This window comes from Romboutsia lituseburensis, from assembly GCF_024723825.1.
Lineage (GTDB): Bacteria > Bacillota > Clostridia > Peptostreptococcales > Peptostreptococcaceae > Romboutsia_F > Romboutsia_F lituseburensis_A.
In genome coordinates this window covers 23,386-39,163 of record NZ_JANQBQ010000001.1, presented here as the reverse complement: position 1 = coordinate 39,163, position 15,778 = coordinate 23,386, and the positions used below count along the sequence as shown (strand labels likewise).

The window sequence follows — 15,778 nt, the reverse complement described above, 5'->3', positions numbered from 1 at the left end:
CTATTAATACAAATTTTAGCATCTTTAATTTTAGGTACAACTTTTAAAATAATATTTAGGTATTAAATTATATTCTTTTTATGACCCTAGGTGTATATTAAAATATACTACAAAATCAATATTATACTCATTTAACTAACTCCAATTAGCCATTTATTTTTAAGCCTTCTACTATACTTAATTTTACTAATTTGTTTGTAGATAAATATGTTGCTAATATGCAAATTATTATTGTAACTATGCCAAATTGAAGTATTTCATTTATTGGTATACTATAAGACAGACTATTTTCTGCTCCAATTACTTGAGCCCCTGCTGTATTTATCATATATGCAAATTTAAAATTACTTAATGTTGCTGATATAGCAGATAATATTGTACTAAATATAGCATATATAATACTTTCCTTAGTTATCATCTTTTTAATATCTCTTATACTCATACCAATAGCTCTAAGTGTTGATAGTTCTTTTATTCTAATCATAATATTAGCTTTAATTATGCAAATTATATTTATTACTGATATTATAAGTGTAAGAATTACTGATACTAATACTTCTTTTTTATTTTGTTGTGATTGTTCTATATCATATTTCTGATACTTATATTTACTTTCTATTTCTTTGAACGAACTATTTTTAACTAATTTTTCTAACTCTTTATGTACTTTTTTATTGTCTTTATTATCTAATTTTACTGATACTTTATTGTAGTTTTCTATATTAGTTATACTTTTAAAATCATTTTCATTTAATATCACTTGAAATAAAGAATCCATACCTCCATCTTGAGTTACTACATAATCTTTGTTTAATAAACCAGCTACTCTTACTTTTTGATCTTTATACTTTAAATTTCCATTTTCATCTACACAAACTTTAACTTGTATAATATCTCCTACTTTTATTTTCTTTAAAACATGTGTATCATTTGAATATTGGTCTGATGAGTAAAAATGATTTGAAATTAGTGCACTAGGATAAGAATCATTTTTATCTATATATTCATCATTTATATTAAGTCCAGATTCTATATACTTTTCAAGGCTTTTTATAAAATTTTTATTATATCCTTTTATACTCATATTTACTTCTAAATTATCTTTCTTTTGTGATATTAGTGATTTAGCCTCATCTGTAATACTATTTATATTAGTTTTTAAATATGCACTCGTATTTATACTAGGCATAACTTCTCTAATATTATCCATCTCTGATATATTATCAATATAACTTTTATTATAATTAGCATAAAATTCATTTGAATTATTACTATTATGTTTTAAAATAACATCAGTATCTCCCATTGATATTATTGGCAAGCTACTGTTATCCAAATTTTCATCATCATTATAAAATGCCATCTTGCTAATAAAAAGCGAACCTGCAAGGCTTATAGAAAGTATTGATAAAATAGTTTTACTTTTATCTCTTAAAATATTTTTAAAAGCCATTTCACCTGTTAGTCCAAATATTTTTTTAATTAGTCTATGATAAAATCTATCCTTTTGATTTTTTGTGTATCTATTGGTAGTTTTCATAGCTTCAACAGGAGATATTTTTGATGCTTTATGTGTTGATAGTATACTACAAATAAAAACTACTATAGTGGCTAATATTAAAGGCTCAATTATACTTTCTTGGCTTACATAGATACTTTTATTTTGTCCATAAATACTATTTATACCTATCAAAGACACTACATATCCTACGCCAAATCCTATAACTAGTCCTATAATAAGAACTATTAAGCTTTGAACAACCATCATATATTTTATATTTTTCTTTTTCATACCAATAGCTCTAAGAACTCCAATTTGATTGGTTCTATCAATTAATATAATATTAAATATATTGTATATAACTAATCCTGCTGATATCATTGGAATTAGTTTATTAGTTATACTAAATTTAGTCATTTTTCTATCCTTATACTCATTTAGAACATTACTAAGACCTACATTTAATTCAAAGTCACGTATATTTAATCTATACTTTCCTATAAATTTATTTGCCATAGTCATACTAGGATTTTCGGTGTTAAATTTTAAAACTCCACTATGAGATAAAAGTTCATTTGGTGTTATATCTTGACTAGTTGAAAGTTTAGTAAATCCTTTTACACTAAAAAATTCATTGTCCTTATAATAATCCTCTGGCTTTTGTATTATTCCAACTACTTTAAATTTATTAGGTTTAGTGTAAATTTGATTTTCATTATTCTTATCTACATATTTTTTAATAACATTAAAATTAATTTCTTGATTTAATTCATTGCTTAAATTCATTTCTCTTAATGCTTTTTCTTCTATTACTATTTCATTATCATTTTTAGGGAAAGATCCTTTTATCATTTTGTATCCATAAGCATCTAAAAAATCTTTATTATAAGAATTTAAATTTATAGAAACTCCATTTTTATCTACAATATCACCAAAGTTTATTACATCATAAATTTCTTTTATTTCTTTCTCATTTTTTAGATTGCTACTTACATCATTACTTAAATTGCTATACTCTACATGATAATCACTAAAATTTTTATAGGCTTTATCAATATTTATCTTACTTTGAGTCTCTGGTATAACATTTAAAGTAAATATAAGCATTACAGCCAAAGATATACTAGTTATAAGAGCTAGAGTTTTTCCCTTTTGACTTATTAAATATGCTACTGCTAACTTAGTACTAACTTTCATATCTACCTCCCAGTTATTTCTATAAAATTAAAGGGCATTACCTTTTATATTTAAAAAGATAACACCCTTTAACTTCGTACTCAATAGATATAACGCAACTGGTACTTTAACCGTTGCAACTGTCATGTATTTTATTTAAGTTGTATATATATTGTAGTTGTAAATTTATTTTCATCAATTTGAATATCTACTTCTCCATCATATTTTTTAATTGATGATTTTATACTTTCAATGCCAATACCATGTAGATACTTGTCCTTTTTACTAGTTAATATCTTATGATTTTTTGATATAACTTTATTAGTTTTGCTATTTTGACACCTTAAAATATAATATGATTTTACGATTGTTCCTCTTATATTTATATATTTTTTGTATTCTTTATCTTGGATTTTTTCACATGCTTCTATTGCATTATCTATTAAATTCGAAAATATACTTGATACATCTATCATCTCTATAAAATTACATTTTGAAAAATCTATATTACAGGATAAATCTATATCTTTTAACTTACACAATTTACTTTTTTCATTTAGGATAATGTCTAGTATTATATTTCCCGTATTATATGTATTTTTAAAATCATTTATTTCTTTATTTATACTATTTATATAAGTATCTCCCTCTTTATTTTGATTTTGAATTATATTAATATTTGTAATATGATTATTTATATCATGATAAAGCCTTCTTACTTTTTCTTGAGATTCTTTGATATTTAAATAATAATTATACTGCATATCAATTTTTTCATTAAGCACTTCAATCTTAGCTTTTTCTTGAGTTGATTTTAAAAATTTTATAAGTGAAAATATAAAGATTATATTACTAGCAACTATTATATATGGTAATACTAAATCTCCAAAATTGATAAATGGCATACATAATTTTAATTGCTTTATATTTATCTTATTATTAGTAACTACATTATAAAGTTCATATATATTATCAGATGCTTTACGTAAAAATAATATTATTAGAGCATTTATTATTATTGTTATTGTAGTATAAAGGTAACACTTCTTATTGATAGATAAATTTTTAAGTCTATTAAAATGATATGCAAGTAATAAAATGGTCAAATTGATTATTATAGTATTTAAAATATCAAATTCAATATCCCATCTAAAATTAAATATCTCTGTCATAATGATATAAATATCCAATATAACAATATCAAGAGTAACTTCTATACCTTTATATATTAAGCTATATAATACGGAATAAGATAAAGCTTTTTTTAAGCTAAAAGAATATGAAATCTTGCAAATCAAAACGAATAAAATTATCGATTTTATTATAGCTTTTGATATAACATAATATTTTGTTTCAATCTTTATTAATAAAACCACTAAAATAATATTTATTATATTAAGAAATATACCTTTCGCTTTATATTTATATCCCATTCTTTTTATCATAACAAAAAGTGATAATACAAAAAATATACTGTTAACTAGTTGTATAGCTGAGTAAATTTTAAGTTCTAGCATAATTTTTCTCCCATAGATCGAAAGAATTTAATTTTAAAATCTTTAAATCTATGTCTGCTAATAGGAATTTCTTCTTTATTTTCAAGTTTTGCAGTGTATTGTTTTATAGTATCTACATATTCTATATTTACTAAAAAGCTTTTATGACATCTATAAAAATTGTGACTTTCTAAACTTTTTTCTATCTTATTCATAGTACTTTTAATTTGATAATTTCCTCTAGTCGTATATATAGTCAAATCTCTATTTTTTATTTCTATGTATGTTATTTCATTTACTTTTATCTTTAAAGCATCACTTTTATTATCTACTAATATATATTTATTTTTATCAGTTATCTCATTTATACAGCTTGTTATATGTTTTTTTAAATCTTCATATTTTAATGGCTTTAATAGATATCTATACGCTCTTACTTCATATCCTTCTTGGATATAATCAACTAATGATGTAGTAAATATTATCTCTGCATTTTTATCATCTATTTTTCTTACTTTTCTTGCAATATCCATCCCATTTATTTCATCCATTAATATATCTAGTACAAATATATCTACATCATTAGGATAATTATCAAAAAGCTCTTCTCCTGAGCTAAATGTAATTATTTCATATGACAAATTAATTTCATCTAATATTTTTGTTAAGTAGTCTTTTATCAACTCTCTTTGATCTTTTTCATCTTCACATACTGCTATTTTTAGCATTTACTTCCTCCAATGTTGCTTCCCCTTTATACTTGCCATATTAATTATATATCAATAATATAGTATAATTCTAGTTATATGCTTTATAAATTTACAATAAAAAAGCCTGAAATGAAATTTCATTCCAGGCTTTTTACTTTATTTTTATATAATTTCAACTATATAAATAGGTTTAATCCAGAATCTTCTGTTGCTCCTAAGTATGCAGCAACTCCTCCTAATTCTACTCCATCTATAAATTCTTCTTTTTTAATTCCCATTAAATCCATACTCATAGAACATGCAACTACTTTAACACCCATGTTTATAGCGTTTGTTATTAATGTATCTAAATCATCTACATTGTGCTTTTTCATTATTTGCTCTATCATTTTAGGACCCATTCCAGCCATATTCATTTTAGATAATGGAAGTTTTCCTGTATGAGATGGTAACATTACATCAAACATTTTTTCCATAGTATCTTTTGATACTTTAGGTCTATCTTTTCTCTTAAGTATATTAAGTCCCCAGAATGTAAAGAACATTGTTACTTCTTTACCCATTGATGCAGCTCCAGTTGCTATTATAAATGATGCTATTGCTTTATCTAAGTCACCACTGAATACTACCATTGTTGCTCCATTTTTTTCTTTTGCTTCTATTGAACAACTAGGATTGGCTGCTATATTTTGTGAACCTTTTTTTATTATTGCAACAAATGCTTTTTGATTTTTATCAAACTCAGCTTTTATTAATGTGTTTCTTGTTTTTTCACACCAAGCACTTATATCTTTGCTAAACCCTGGATCACTAGCTTTTACTAATAGCACTTGTCCTTCTTCCATTTTATTTATTTCTTCAAATACTCTTCTTATCGGACCTGGGCATTGAAGTCCACATGCATCTAGTGTAACATGTGCATTTATTTCAGTTATATCTATATTTTCTAATTTCATAGCTGATTTCTCATCCTTTATTTCTAATTTTTTATTATTATTTTTATTTTGCTTAGACATACTTTCTTCTGCTCTTTTTACAAATTGATAAGTTTTTATTCCTCCATCAATATTTGTACATTCTAATCCATGTTCTTTTAAGATTCTACATGCAATGTATCCTCTTAACCCAACTTGACAAGTAACGTATAATTTTTTATTTGTTGGTATTTCACTTAATCTATTTCTTAATTGTCCTAATGGTATGTGTATAAATTGCGGCATTGTACCTGTAACTAATTCAAATTCTTCTCTGACATCTATTATTACACCACCAGCTTTAATTATTTCATCAACTTCATGCCATTGTACAGTATCAACCATACCTTCTATTATATTTTCTGCATAATATCCTAACATATTGACTGGATCTTTTGCTGAGTTGTATGGTGGAGCATAACAAGGCTCTATGTCTTGTAAATCAAATACTGTAAGCCCACCCTTTATAGCTGTGGCCATAACATCTATTCTTTTTTCAACTCCATCCATCCCTACTCCTTGTGCCCCAAATATCTTTCCTGTTTTAGGGTCAAAAGTCATTTTCATAGCTATAGGAAATGATCCTGGATAATATCCTGCATGTGATCCTGGATGTATATGAACTACCTTATAATCAATTCCAAGTCTTTTTAATGTTTTTTCATTGTTTCCTGTAGTTGCTACTGTATAATCAAATACTTTCGCAACTGAAGAACCTAGTGTTCCTTTATATTTTTCATTTTTACCACATATATTATTAGCAACTATTCTTCCTTGTCTATTTGCTGGCCAAGCTAAAGGTATCATAGTTGGCTTTTTGTTAACAAAGTCCATTATTTCTACAGCGTCACCTAATGCGTATATATTTTCATCTGATGTTTTCATATACTCATCAACTACAATTGCGCCTCTTTCATTTAGCTTAATATTAGCATCCTTTGCAATAGTTGTTTCTGGTTTAACACCAATTGATAATATTATCATGTCAGTAACGATTTCCTTACCACTAGATAATATTACTTTTTTTCCATTATCAGCAAATGAATTTACTCCATCTTTTAGTATTAATTCAACATCTTTATCTATTAAATGGTCATGTACTATACTTACCATTTCTATATCAAGAGGAGCCATAACTTGTTCACTTGCTTCTACTAATGTAACTTTCATACCTAGTTCATGAAGATTTTCTGCCATTTCAAGACCTATAAATCCTCCACCTATTACTACTGCATGCTTTGGCTTTTTATTATCTACATATGCCTTAACCTTATCTGTATCTGGTATATTTCTTAATGTAAATAAATTATCACATTTATCTATACCTGGTATTGGCGGCTTTATAGGATTTGCTCCTGGAGATAACACTAATGTATCATAAGTTTCTTCATATGTTTCGCCACTTTTGTGGTTTTTAACTACTACCTTTTTTTCTTCTTTATTTATTTTAACAACTTCACTTAAGTTTCTTATATCTAAATTAAACTTTGAGCTCATAGCTTCAACAGTTTGAACTATTAATTTTTCTCTTTCATTTATTGTTCCCCCTATATAATACGGAAGACCACAGTTTGCAAAAGATATATATTCACCTTTTTCAAACATTATAATTTCTGCATTTTCATCTAATCTTCTAAGTCTAGCTGCAGTTGATGCCCCACCTGCTACTCCACCTACAATAACTATTTTTTTAGACATAATTTCTCTCCTATTCCAAATATAAATTATATATTTTAATAATTATATTGTTTGTTAATTATCTTTCTTAATATCTCAAAAATGGTAATTAATTATTTAACATATTCACATTATATTATCTATAAAAAAATAGTTCTGTAACTTTGTCACATAAAAATGCCATACTTTAATTACTTAAAGTATGGCATTTATTAAAATCTATAATTTATCAATGATCTGATATATATAATTTTATTTTTGTTTGTAAATATTTCTACTAACAACTATACTATTTCTTTTCGAAAATTCACGTTTTAAATATTCATAATAAGTACCAGGTGTTATTATACCACCGATACCAAGAATATCTGTTCCTGAATTACCTATTACACTATCTGCTAATAACACACAGTTTGTGTTTAATCCGAAATAAGTTTTGAACTTTCCTGATTTGAAATTGAAAAACTTTGCTCCAGTCGATTTATATAACATACTTGCATAGTCTTTATAATCGTCTATATTGTGTTCATCATCAGCTAAAACAACAGGAGGTTCCCATTCTACTAAGTTCGATTTTATTTCCTTTATTTTATTTTCTATATTTTTTCTTTGTTCATCATTTAATTTTAATCCATAACTAAATAATGTCTTCTTCGAATAACTTGTGCAAAAATTGATATACTTAGATTTATCACAACTAAATAATGTCCCTTTTCCAACTATTCCAAATAACTTATACGAAGATTCATCATAATTTCCATAAGATATTATCTCACCATTATAATATAAGTCCACATGACCTACTACACCAACTCCATTAGGTGTCACATGTATAAATACTTCTAAGTCTATATCCTCTTCATTTTTTTTGTCATTTTCGTCTACAACATTATTATTAACTTCAAAATACTCATTTACCTTCTTTAAAACCTTATGTGGTATTAATGCTACTAAAAAAACAGGTAATGTTATTCTAATTTTTCTTTTTAATTTCGTCTTTGTATTTACGGGTAGTATTTCTCTTATAAAATCTTTTATAAAGTTAATTCCAAATAAAATAAAGTAAATAGCTATAATTACAAGTACTGTATCTAAATGCATTAATGGTGAAAATAAAGATGTAATTCCAAAACCAAAGTATACTATACATTCAATTATTAGTCCTAATTTTATATTAATTTGATTTTTAGCGTATATATATATTGAAATTAACTTAACTGTGCCATTTAGTATTAAATATAATGCAAATACGATAGGCAATAAAGATAAAGATATATTTTTTAAATAAAATATACCAAACCCTAAGATTAAATTTAACATAGATTGTCCAATTGTAACATTTTGGCTTATATTGTCTTTTCTTTTTACAAATCTGCTTATAATTTGAGAAGTTCCATTTATAATTAATGCAATTGCAATAGCTTTTATAATTATGTTTAGGAAGTTAGTCTTTCCATATAAAATAATAGCGCCTATAATCATTAATGAAATTCCTGTGAAAATTAAATTTCCTCTGTTAACATATGATTTATTTATAGATATTTTCATTTTTTCCTCCCCCCCCCATTTTAAATATCACATATAAATTAATTTAAATTATTTCATCCATATTGTAACATATTTTTTTAATTTATTACATATTTTTAACTATGAGGTAACAAACAATTACTATAAAATAAAAACTCACCCTATAAGGTGAGCTTTTATTATATATCTAGTATTTCTTTTTTATTTAAGTTTAAATAGAAATTAGTCATTGTCATCTCATAGTATGGCATATACCATATAAATCCTATTCCAAATGAAATTATACTTAATATAAACCATCCTAAGAAACTTAGATCCAATATAAATAATTCCATTTTATGTCCTTTCATCATAGATGCACTTCTTGATAGACATTCTACAAATGATAACTCCGGATTTTCAACTAATATATAATATGATTGCGAAAACATTAAAGCTACTATAATACCTGGAATTATAAATAAAATTGTACCTAATACTACGGCTAAATTAATTACTATTGACATTAATAATAATTTAAAGAATAACTTAAATTGTGAAAATAAATCACTAAATTTAGCACTCTCTTTATCTTTAGCTAGATTAAGTGTAAATCTTGCAAGTCCTGCTGTTATTGATCCATATAATAACCAGCCTATTATATTTAAAGTTATGAATATTTTATCTGTATGTTGTACTAAACTTGAGCTTGTAGATGCAGTGGCTGATTGAGTTATAAATGTATATATTATACAAACAATTATAGCTAATCCCCATTTTCCTTTTAGTTGCTGTTTTGCATTACTTTTTAAGATTGCTCTTGTCACGATTTTATCTTCCTTTCTTAGCTTCCATTTTTTTGAAACTATTTATTAGTATATATCGTCCCTAACTATTATTCAATTTAATTTTACAATATAAATATAGATTTTTTATCTATTTTATAGTTATATACTTATAATATCCTTAACATTTAAATTTTATTGATTAATACTATATTTTTATATAATATTTAATATAATTTTCATATTTAATAATTAAAAGGAACATATCTATCTTTTGTTGTATAGATGCTAATACAATTTTTTTCTGTTTCAAAAAATAAAATTTCATCTATCGTTATATTATATATAAGACAATATAAAAAGTGTGTACTTTTATATTTATTCAATATCTTTTTTTCTGTTTAGTAAGTATAATACAATAACTGATATAGCTCCCACTATTATATATATACCTATTCCTTTATCTCCAGTTGCAGGTGAAACTAAACTTTTATTTTTTTCTAAACTATTATTAGTTGAATCTGATTTATTATCAACTTTGCTATCTACTTTATTACTTAATGACTCTATTTTATTGGCTAGATTTTTCTTTTTATCATTGTATTTATTCTCTATATTATTTTTATCAGCTATAATATTTTCAACTATAGTTTCTTTTTTATTTTCACAAGTAACTTTAATTTTTTCATCTAGTTCTTTTATTTCAAATTGATATTCCTTATAGTCTATTTCATATCCATCCGGTGCAAATATCTCTTTATATGTGTATTTCCCATATGTCAGGTTTTCAAACTTTACTATACCATTTTGATCACTTGTTTCTTTTCTTACTATAAAACCATTTTCATCTTTTATAATAAACATTGCCTCTGAAAGTGGTTTTTTATTTTCTTCATCTACCTTTGTTATTTCTAAGCTTCCTTATAATAGACTTATTTACTACTTTTTTTTTCAATTAATACGTTGTTATTACTTATATTAAAATATTGTTCTTTATTATCTATAATATATCCTTTTAAACCTAATGCTTCTTGATATGTGTAGCTACCTTCTTTTAGTTGAAATTGTGCAACTCCTCTTCCATCAGTTAATTTACTTTCTATTATTTTTCCACTATTTTCCTCCTGTTATTTTTTTGTGAGTCTTATAATCTCTAATTTCCATGTACTCTGGTAAGTCTTTAAATGAAAATTCTCCTTTATCTCCTGTTGTATATAGTTTATCTGTATTCCAGTTGTTTTCTTGTTTAGAAAATTCTAATTTTCCAATTAAATCAAGATCTCCTTGTTTAAAACTTATCTATTTTTGATAATTTTAATAAGTCATTATAGTAATTAGCCATTCTCTGATTTATCCTATCATATGGCTTTAATTCATAGTCTGTATTTTCTGTTATATCCCATATTAAATACTGAGTCATTTTCATGGCTTCATATTCACTTAGTCTATTTTTTTGTATAAGTCCGCTATTGTCATTTGGGTATCCTTGATATAATACAGATGCTATTCTTTCTTTTTTATCTTTTCCATATTTATCTGCATAAGGATCATTTGTATTTAAGTAACTATCTACTCTTGTATAATATGTTTTGTGCTCTTCATATCCTCCACTTATGCTTGGATATTTATTGTTCCTATCATAGCAATACACAATATTATCCTTTCCATCATGACCTTTTCCATCTACCACCCTTATACTAACTCCTATATCATTATTTTCGCAGTAAGCTAGATATAGTTTTTCACTTTCTTTATTCTCTGTATTCATAGCTCTTGATAGTGATGGATTTATAAAAAATGCTATTACCATTATAATTGATATAAGTTTTTTTAAATTTTTCATATTTCCTCCTCTTAAATAACATTTATAAAATTATAAATGTTAATACAAAAAAACCGGCTAAATAATTAGTTATTTAGCCGGTTGTACCATTATCCCCATATACCCAAGGCAACCACAGTAAGGATATATTTCATAGATTCTAAAAGTAATATATAACATTTTAAATTAAAGTTGTTTCGCAATTAAACATTTTAATTTAAAGTATATATAAGTTAATTTGTATTTTATTTAATCATAATTAAGTTTTATAATCAATATTTTTTACCATATTTTAACATTAAATATTTTTTAACTTGTATCTATAAAAATTTATATGCTATTATTGTAAAAAATAATAGTAAAAACTTTGAGGAGAATTTAAATGAATAATATAAGAAAAATTTTAAATATAATTTTAATTGGTATTTTGCTATTTAGCTCTTATAAAATATTAAATAAATCTATACAATATAAAAAAGCTGATAAAGTTTATACTCAAATAAAAGAAATAAAGAAAAATATTACTTTAAATAACAATAATAAAACAAATAAAAAAGCATTAGATTTATCTAGTATTAATTCAGATTATAGGGGTTGGATAAATATAAATAATACAAATATTGATTATCCTATACTTCAAGCTAAAGACAATGAATATTATCTAAAGAAAGATATTAATAAATCAAATTTAGCTTCAGGTTCTATATTTTTAGATTTTAGAAATAATAAATTTTCAGATAAAAACACTATAATTTATGGGCATTATATGAAAAATGATACAATGTTTGGTGAGTTAAAGTATTTTAAAAATCCTAATTTTTTTAATAAAAATAATAAAATAATTATAACAACTTCTAACAACAAAGTTTTAAAGTATCAAGTGTTTTCTGTTTATGTAACAGATGCTAATGATAATTATATACAGACTAATTTTGAAAATGATTATAAATATGAAGAATTTTTAGACAAGATAAGTAATAAATCATTATTTGATAATAACTCAAATGTAAATACTTCAGATAGAATCCTTACGCTTTCTACTTGTAGTTATGAGTTTGAAAATGCTAGAATGGTTATTCATGCAAAGCTGCTATAATAAAAATTTCCTTTTAATTAAGCCACTGCGTTTATGCTACACTTCATGTATCCAATGTAGTGGCTTTAAATATAATGTTTTTGTTCTATTTTTAATTTCCATAAATTGTAAACATTTTAAATAACATGTATAATATAATAACTATTAATAATACCTATATATTAGAAATACTTTAAGAATAGGGGGATTTTTATGTGGACTAGGGAAGAATTAAAAAAAAGAGCAAAAATTAATTTTAAGAGACTGTATAAACAATCTGTTATAGTATGTATCATAGTATACTTGTTAGGTGCAGTATTTGATGGTGGATATAACTCAGCAAGTAATCGTGTTGAAGGTTCAATTAATTATAATCAATCACAAGATTCTGGTGACATAACTGGTGAGATCTATGAAAATGATGAATTTGATCAAGAGTTTAATTTAGACAATAAAACCAACAGTGCTTCTGAATTTGCTGAAAAGTATTCAATTGGAGGGGTTATAGGTAATTTTATTGAATTTATATTTAACTCTATATACAATTTATTTTCAGGTGTTTCAGTTCTAATAGTTATTTTAATCTCAATATGTGTTGCCCTTATAGGTACTGTCCTTAAAGTACTTGTATTTAACCCTATAATAATAGGCAAAAACAACTTCTTTATGGGAATTAGAGAAAATGACCGTAAAGTAGGAGATATATTCTTTTTATTTAAAGAGTCTAAGTTTATAAAACCTGCAATAACAATCTTCTTTGTAGATTTATTTACATTTTTATGGACATTATTGCTTATTATACCTGGGATTATAAAGCATTATGAATATTATATGATTGAATATATACTTTCAGAAAATCCAGATATTGATAGAAAACGTGCATTTGAACTTAGCAAATATATGATGGATGGTCAAAAGTTGGATACTTTTGTTCTAGAGTTATCTTTTATTGGATGGGATATTTTATCAGGTATCACATTCGGATTGGTAGGAATTTTTTATGTTAATCCTTACAGAGAATCTACATTCGCTGAACTATATGCTACGCTTCGTGAAAATGCAATACAAAATGAATTTACAGATGTAAATGAATTACCAGGTTTTAAAACTTCTTTATAAGTAAAAATAAGTATAGTAGATAAGTTTGTATTAATAAAACTATATCTACTATACTTTATTTGTTTAGTCTTTTATGATTTGAAATATCTAATTTATTTATTTTCTATCTCTTTACATTGTAGTTTTACAAATACATTCAATTCGTTCTCTTTAATATTCTCATTTACATCTTTATCAGATAACAGACCTAAATCTGAATATAAAATACCCTTATCGCCTTTTACCCCATGAAATAAATATATGTCATCTCCAAGTTTTATTTTTTTACCGCTAGTAAAGTAATGGTATGATAATTGTGATATATCTTCTTTTATATCAAGGCTCGCAGAAGCACCACCCTCTTGGCATCTTATTTTATTATCTTGCATATTTATAGCTACAGTAGTGTCTTCTAATTTTTCCTTTGTTGGCTCATACCATGAACTCAGTATCTGCTCTTCTTTTACTTTTTTACCGTCTTTATAAACTTCATATACTAAATTTAATTGATAATTTTTGTCATTAGGTAAATTTTCTAAATTGTATCTAAAAATTCTGTTACCTGTTAAATTTATTATTTCTTCTTGCTCTTTAGATAAGCTATTGTATTCTATTTGAAAATCCTTGGTTTGAGTGCATCCTGTTATGGTCAATGTTATTAGCAATATAGCTAAAGTTATTAGTTTCTTCATATATCCCCCCTGATATTTACTATATTTCCCAATAATAGTAACTAATTATAGTATATATTAGTATTTATTACTTTTTCAATTAATAAAAAGTTACAAATGGTTCTATTTTAATTTCATTAGCTAGTCTAAAATACTTTTAAACTGATATTATATTTATATAGTGCTAGATTTTATGATATTTCTTATTTGAACTTCAGTCATATTAAATTTTCTCGATAAACGTTTATAATCTCCATTAAAAGAACTTCTTATCATTTTATCTCTAACTGGCTTTGTTAATTTTTTTTCACTAGGTATGTATATAGTACTTCCACCAGCTAGCTTTATTAAATTCTTCAAGCTTTGTAGCCCTATTGCATCAGCTATATCTTTTAATGAGTCTGGTAGTTGTTCATACGTTAATTCTTCTAACATATTTTAGCTCCTTGATAAAATATTTGTTAAGTATATTTTATCACTTAATTAGCAGTTTTTTTATTGTGTCATTTTTACATTTTTCAACATTATAATATTTCGTGGTGACAGCATGGATAATGCTGATATCTTTGATATGGTTTATCATAAAAACAACTGTACCTTAGCAATTTCAATATTTAGCTATAAGGTACAGTTATTTTTATCTTTTATATAGATATTTTTTTTAATATGTTATTTTATAAAACCAACTAAAAAGCTGCCTCTAATCCAGTACACAATTCCAAAGCCAGCTAGATAAAATAGTCCCTCTAAAGAAATACGACTTCCCTTTATTTTTTTAATTTTTAGTCTCACATTTTCTACTAATTCATTATAAAAATCTAGATCTTTTATATCTCTACAATCTAAATTTATTTCTGTATAACTATCAATATGTATAGTTTTACAAAGCTCAGTCAAATATATATCTGGTTCTGTTGTCTCATATTTTATATTTTTTAATTCTAAATAACTCTCAATAATGTTTATTATATCCTTTTGTTTTGCATTATGAATTGAGTATATATGCTTATTACTTTTATATCCCCACCAAAATATTAATAGTATTACTATAATAGATATTATTATAAAGGTTATACTGAACTCGCCTAACATATATCCTTCTATAAGATTTGAAAATGGAGCATACATTATAAGTAAAAATATTATTGATTTAATGTATTTATTTTTAATCATTATTTTTACTCCAGTTAATAAGATAACACTAAATATAAGTAAGCCTATCATCATTAAATCAATTGCTAACATTATTGTCCTCCTGTATAATATGCAATATTTTATTTAACTATT

At 24.6% G+C, this 15,778-nt stretch carries 14 protein-coding genes and 1 riboswitch; of the genes, 2 read left to right on the top strand and 12 right to left on the bottom strand.

Translation table 11 applies throughout. The features are described from left to right. Nucleotides 1-145: 145 nt before the first annotated feature. The 9 genes from NWE74_RS00250 to NWE74_RS00215 form a co-directional block, all read right to left on the bottom strand. Nucleotides 146-2,698, bottom strand: coding sequence for an ABC transporter permease (locus NWE74_RS00250; RefSeq protein ID WP_258241252.1), 2,553 nt, complete (start codon nucleotides 2,696-2,698; stop codon nucleotides 146-148). Nucleotides 2,699-2,829: 131 nt separating this feature from the next. After that, complete coding sequence (locus NWE74_RS00245) at nucleotides 2,830-4,194, bottom strand: ATP-binding protein (RefSeq protein ID WP_258241251.1); 1,365 nt, start codon at nucleotides 4,192-4,194, stop codon at nucleotides 2,830-2,832. Then, a complete protein-coding gene (locus tag NWE74_RS00240; protein WP_258241250.1) occupies nucleotides 4,188-4,901 on the bottom strand; it encodes a LytR/AlgR family response regulator transcription factor in 714 nt (237 codons plus the stop codon). The genes NWE74_RS00245 and NWE74_RS00240 overlap by 7 nt, the downstream gene beginning before the upstream one ends. A 158-nt stretch (nucleotides 4,902-5,059) precedes the next feature. Continuing rightward, nucleotides 5,060-7,555, bottom strand: coding sequence for a CoA-disulfide reductase (cdr, locus tag NWE74_RS00235; protein ID WP_258241249.1), 2,496 nt, complete (start codon nucleotides 7,553-7,555; stop codon nucleotides 5,060-5,062). Between the two features lie 231 nt (nucleotides 7,556-7,786). After that, entirely contained in the window at nucleotides 7,787-9,082 is a 1,296-nt protein-coding gene (locus tag NWE74_RS00230; RefSeq protein ID WP_258241248.1) for a DUF308 domain-containing protein, read from the bottom strand. A 158-nt stretch (nucleotides 9,083-9,240) separates the two neighbouring features. Then, nucleotides 9,241-9,867 carry a DUF975 family protein gene (locus tag NWE74_RS00225; protein WP_258241247.1) on the bottom strand — a complete coding sequence of 209 codons (627 nt, stop codon included), beginning with the start codon at nucleotides 9,865-9,867 and terminating at the stop codon, nucleotides 9,241-9,243. Nucleotides 9,868-10,203: 336 nt separating this feature from the next. Further along, nucleotides 10,204-10,734 carry a prealbumin-like fold domain-containing protein gene (locus tag NWE74_RS00220; protein WP_258244397.1) on the bottom strand — a complete coding sequence of 177 codons (531 nt, stop codon included), beginning with the start codon at nucleotides 10,732-10,734 and terminating at the stop codon, nucleotides 10,204-10,206. 23 nt (nucleotides 10,735-10,757) lie between these two features. Next, nucleotides 10,758-10,928 (bottom strand): SpaA isopeptide-forming pilin-related protein, encoded by a 171-nt coding sequence (locus NWE74_RS19260; protein WP_420330204.1) that lies wholly within the window; start codon nucleotides 10,926-10,928, stop codon nucleotides 10,758-10,760. Nucleotides 10,929-11,113: 185 nt separating this feature from the next. Further along, on the bottom strand, nucleotides 11,114-11,668 hold the full coding sequence (locus tag NWE74_RS00215) for a thioester domain-containing protein (protein WP_258241246.1): 555 nt from the start codon (nucleotides 11,666-11,668) through the stop codon (nucleotides 11,114-11,116). Nucleotides 11,669-11,736: 68 nt separating this feature from the next. After that, nucleotides 11,737-11,818: riboswitch (cyclic di-GMP riboswitch) on the bottom strand. Between the two features lie 211 nt (nucleotides 11,819-12,029). Here NWE74_RS00215 and srtB point away from each other — a divergent pair. Both srtB and NWE74_RS00205 read left to right on the top strand, forming a co-directional pair. Further along, nucleotides 12,030-12,743, top strand: coding sequence for a class B sortase (srtB, locus tag NWE74_RS00210; protein ID WP_258241245.1), 714 nt, complete (start codon nucleotides 12,030-12,032; stop codon nucleotides 12,741-12,743). Nucleotides 12,744-12,935: 192 nt separating this feature from the next. Next, nucleotides 12,936-13,841 (top strand): DUF975 family protein, encoded by a 906-nt coding sequence (locus NWE74_RS00205; RefSeq protein WP_258241244.1) that lies wholly within the window; start codon nucleotides 12,936-12,938, stop codon nucleotides 13,839-13,841. A 92-nt stretch (nucleotides 13,842-13,933) separates the two neighbouring features. On the opposite strand, the gene NWE74_RS00200 is transcribed toward NWE74_RS00205, so the two are convergent. The 3 genes from NWE74_RS00200 to NWE74_RS00190 form a co-directional block, all read right to left on the bottom strand. Further along, nucleotides 13,934-14,512 carry a hypothetical protein gene (locus tag NWE74_RS00200; RefSeq protein ID WP_258241243.1) on the bottom strand — a complete coding sequence of 193 codons (579 nt, stop codon included), beginning with the start codon at nucleotides 14,510-14,512 and terminating at the stop codon, nucleotides 13,934-13,936. A 153-nt stretch (nucleotides 14,513-14,665) separates the two neighbouring features. Next, nucleotides 14,666-14,926 (bottom strand): Mor transcription activator family protein, encoded by a 261-nt coding sequence (locus NWE74_RS00195; protein ID WP_258241242.1) that lies wholly within the window; start codon nucleotides 14,924-14,926, stop codon nucleotides 14,666-14,668. A 234-nt stretch (nucleotides 14,927-15,160) separates the two neighbouring features. Next, nucleotides 15,161-15,736 (bottom strand): hypothetical protein, encoded by a 576-nt coding sequence (locus NWE74_RS00190; RefSeq protein ID WP_258241241.1) that lies wholly within the window; start codon nucleotides 15,734-15,736, stop codon nucleotides 15,161-15,163. Between the last annotated feature and the right edge of the window lie 42 nt (nucleotides 15,737-15,778).

Bases quoted from the DNA above. Each gene is read 5' to 3' on its own strand.
- NWE74_RS00245 (WP_258241251.1), bottom strand. From the start codon at position 4,194: ATGCTAGAACTTAAAATTTACTCAGCTATACAACTAGTTAACAGTATA.
- cdr (WP_258241249.1), bottom strand. From the start codon at position 7,555: ATGTCTAAAAAAATAGTTATTGTAGGTGGAGTAGCAGGTGGGGCATCA.
- srtB (WP_258241245.1), top strand. From the start codon at position 12,030: ATGAATAATATAAGAAAAATTTTAAATATAATTTTAATTGGTATTTTG.
- NWE74_RS00240 (WP_258241250.1), bottom strand. From the start codon at position 4,901: ATGCTAAAAATAGCAGTATGTGAAGATGAAAAAGATCAAAGAGAGTTG.
- NWE74_RS00205 (WP_258241244.1), top strand. From the start codon at position 12,936: ATGTGGACTAGGGAAGAATTAAAAAAAAGAGCAAAAATTAATTTTAAG.
- NWE74_RS00250 (WP_258241252.1), bottom strand. From the start codon at position 2,698: ATGAAAGTTAGTACTAAGTTAGCAGTAGCATATTTAATAAGTCAAAAG.
- NWE74_RS00195 (WP_258241242.1), bottom strand. From the start codon at position 14,926: ATGTTAGAAGAATTAACGTATGAACAACTACCAGACTCATTAAAAGAT.
- NWE74_RS00200 (WP_258241243.1), bottom strand. From the start codon at position 14,512: ATGAAGAAACTAATAACTTTAGCTATATTGCTAATAACATTGACCATA.
- NWE74_RS00230 (WP_258241248.1), bottom strand. From the start codon at position 9,082: ATGAAAATATCTATAAATAAATCATATGTTAACAGAGGAAATTTAATT.
- NWE74_RS00190 (WP_258241241.1), bottom strand. From the start codon at position 15,736: ATGTTAGCAATTGATTTAATGATGATAGGCTTACTTATATTTAGTGTT.
- NWE74_RS00215 (WP_258241246.1), bottom strand. From the start codon at position 11,668: ATGAAAAATTTAAAAAAACTTATATCAATTATAATGGTAATAGCATTT.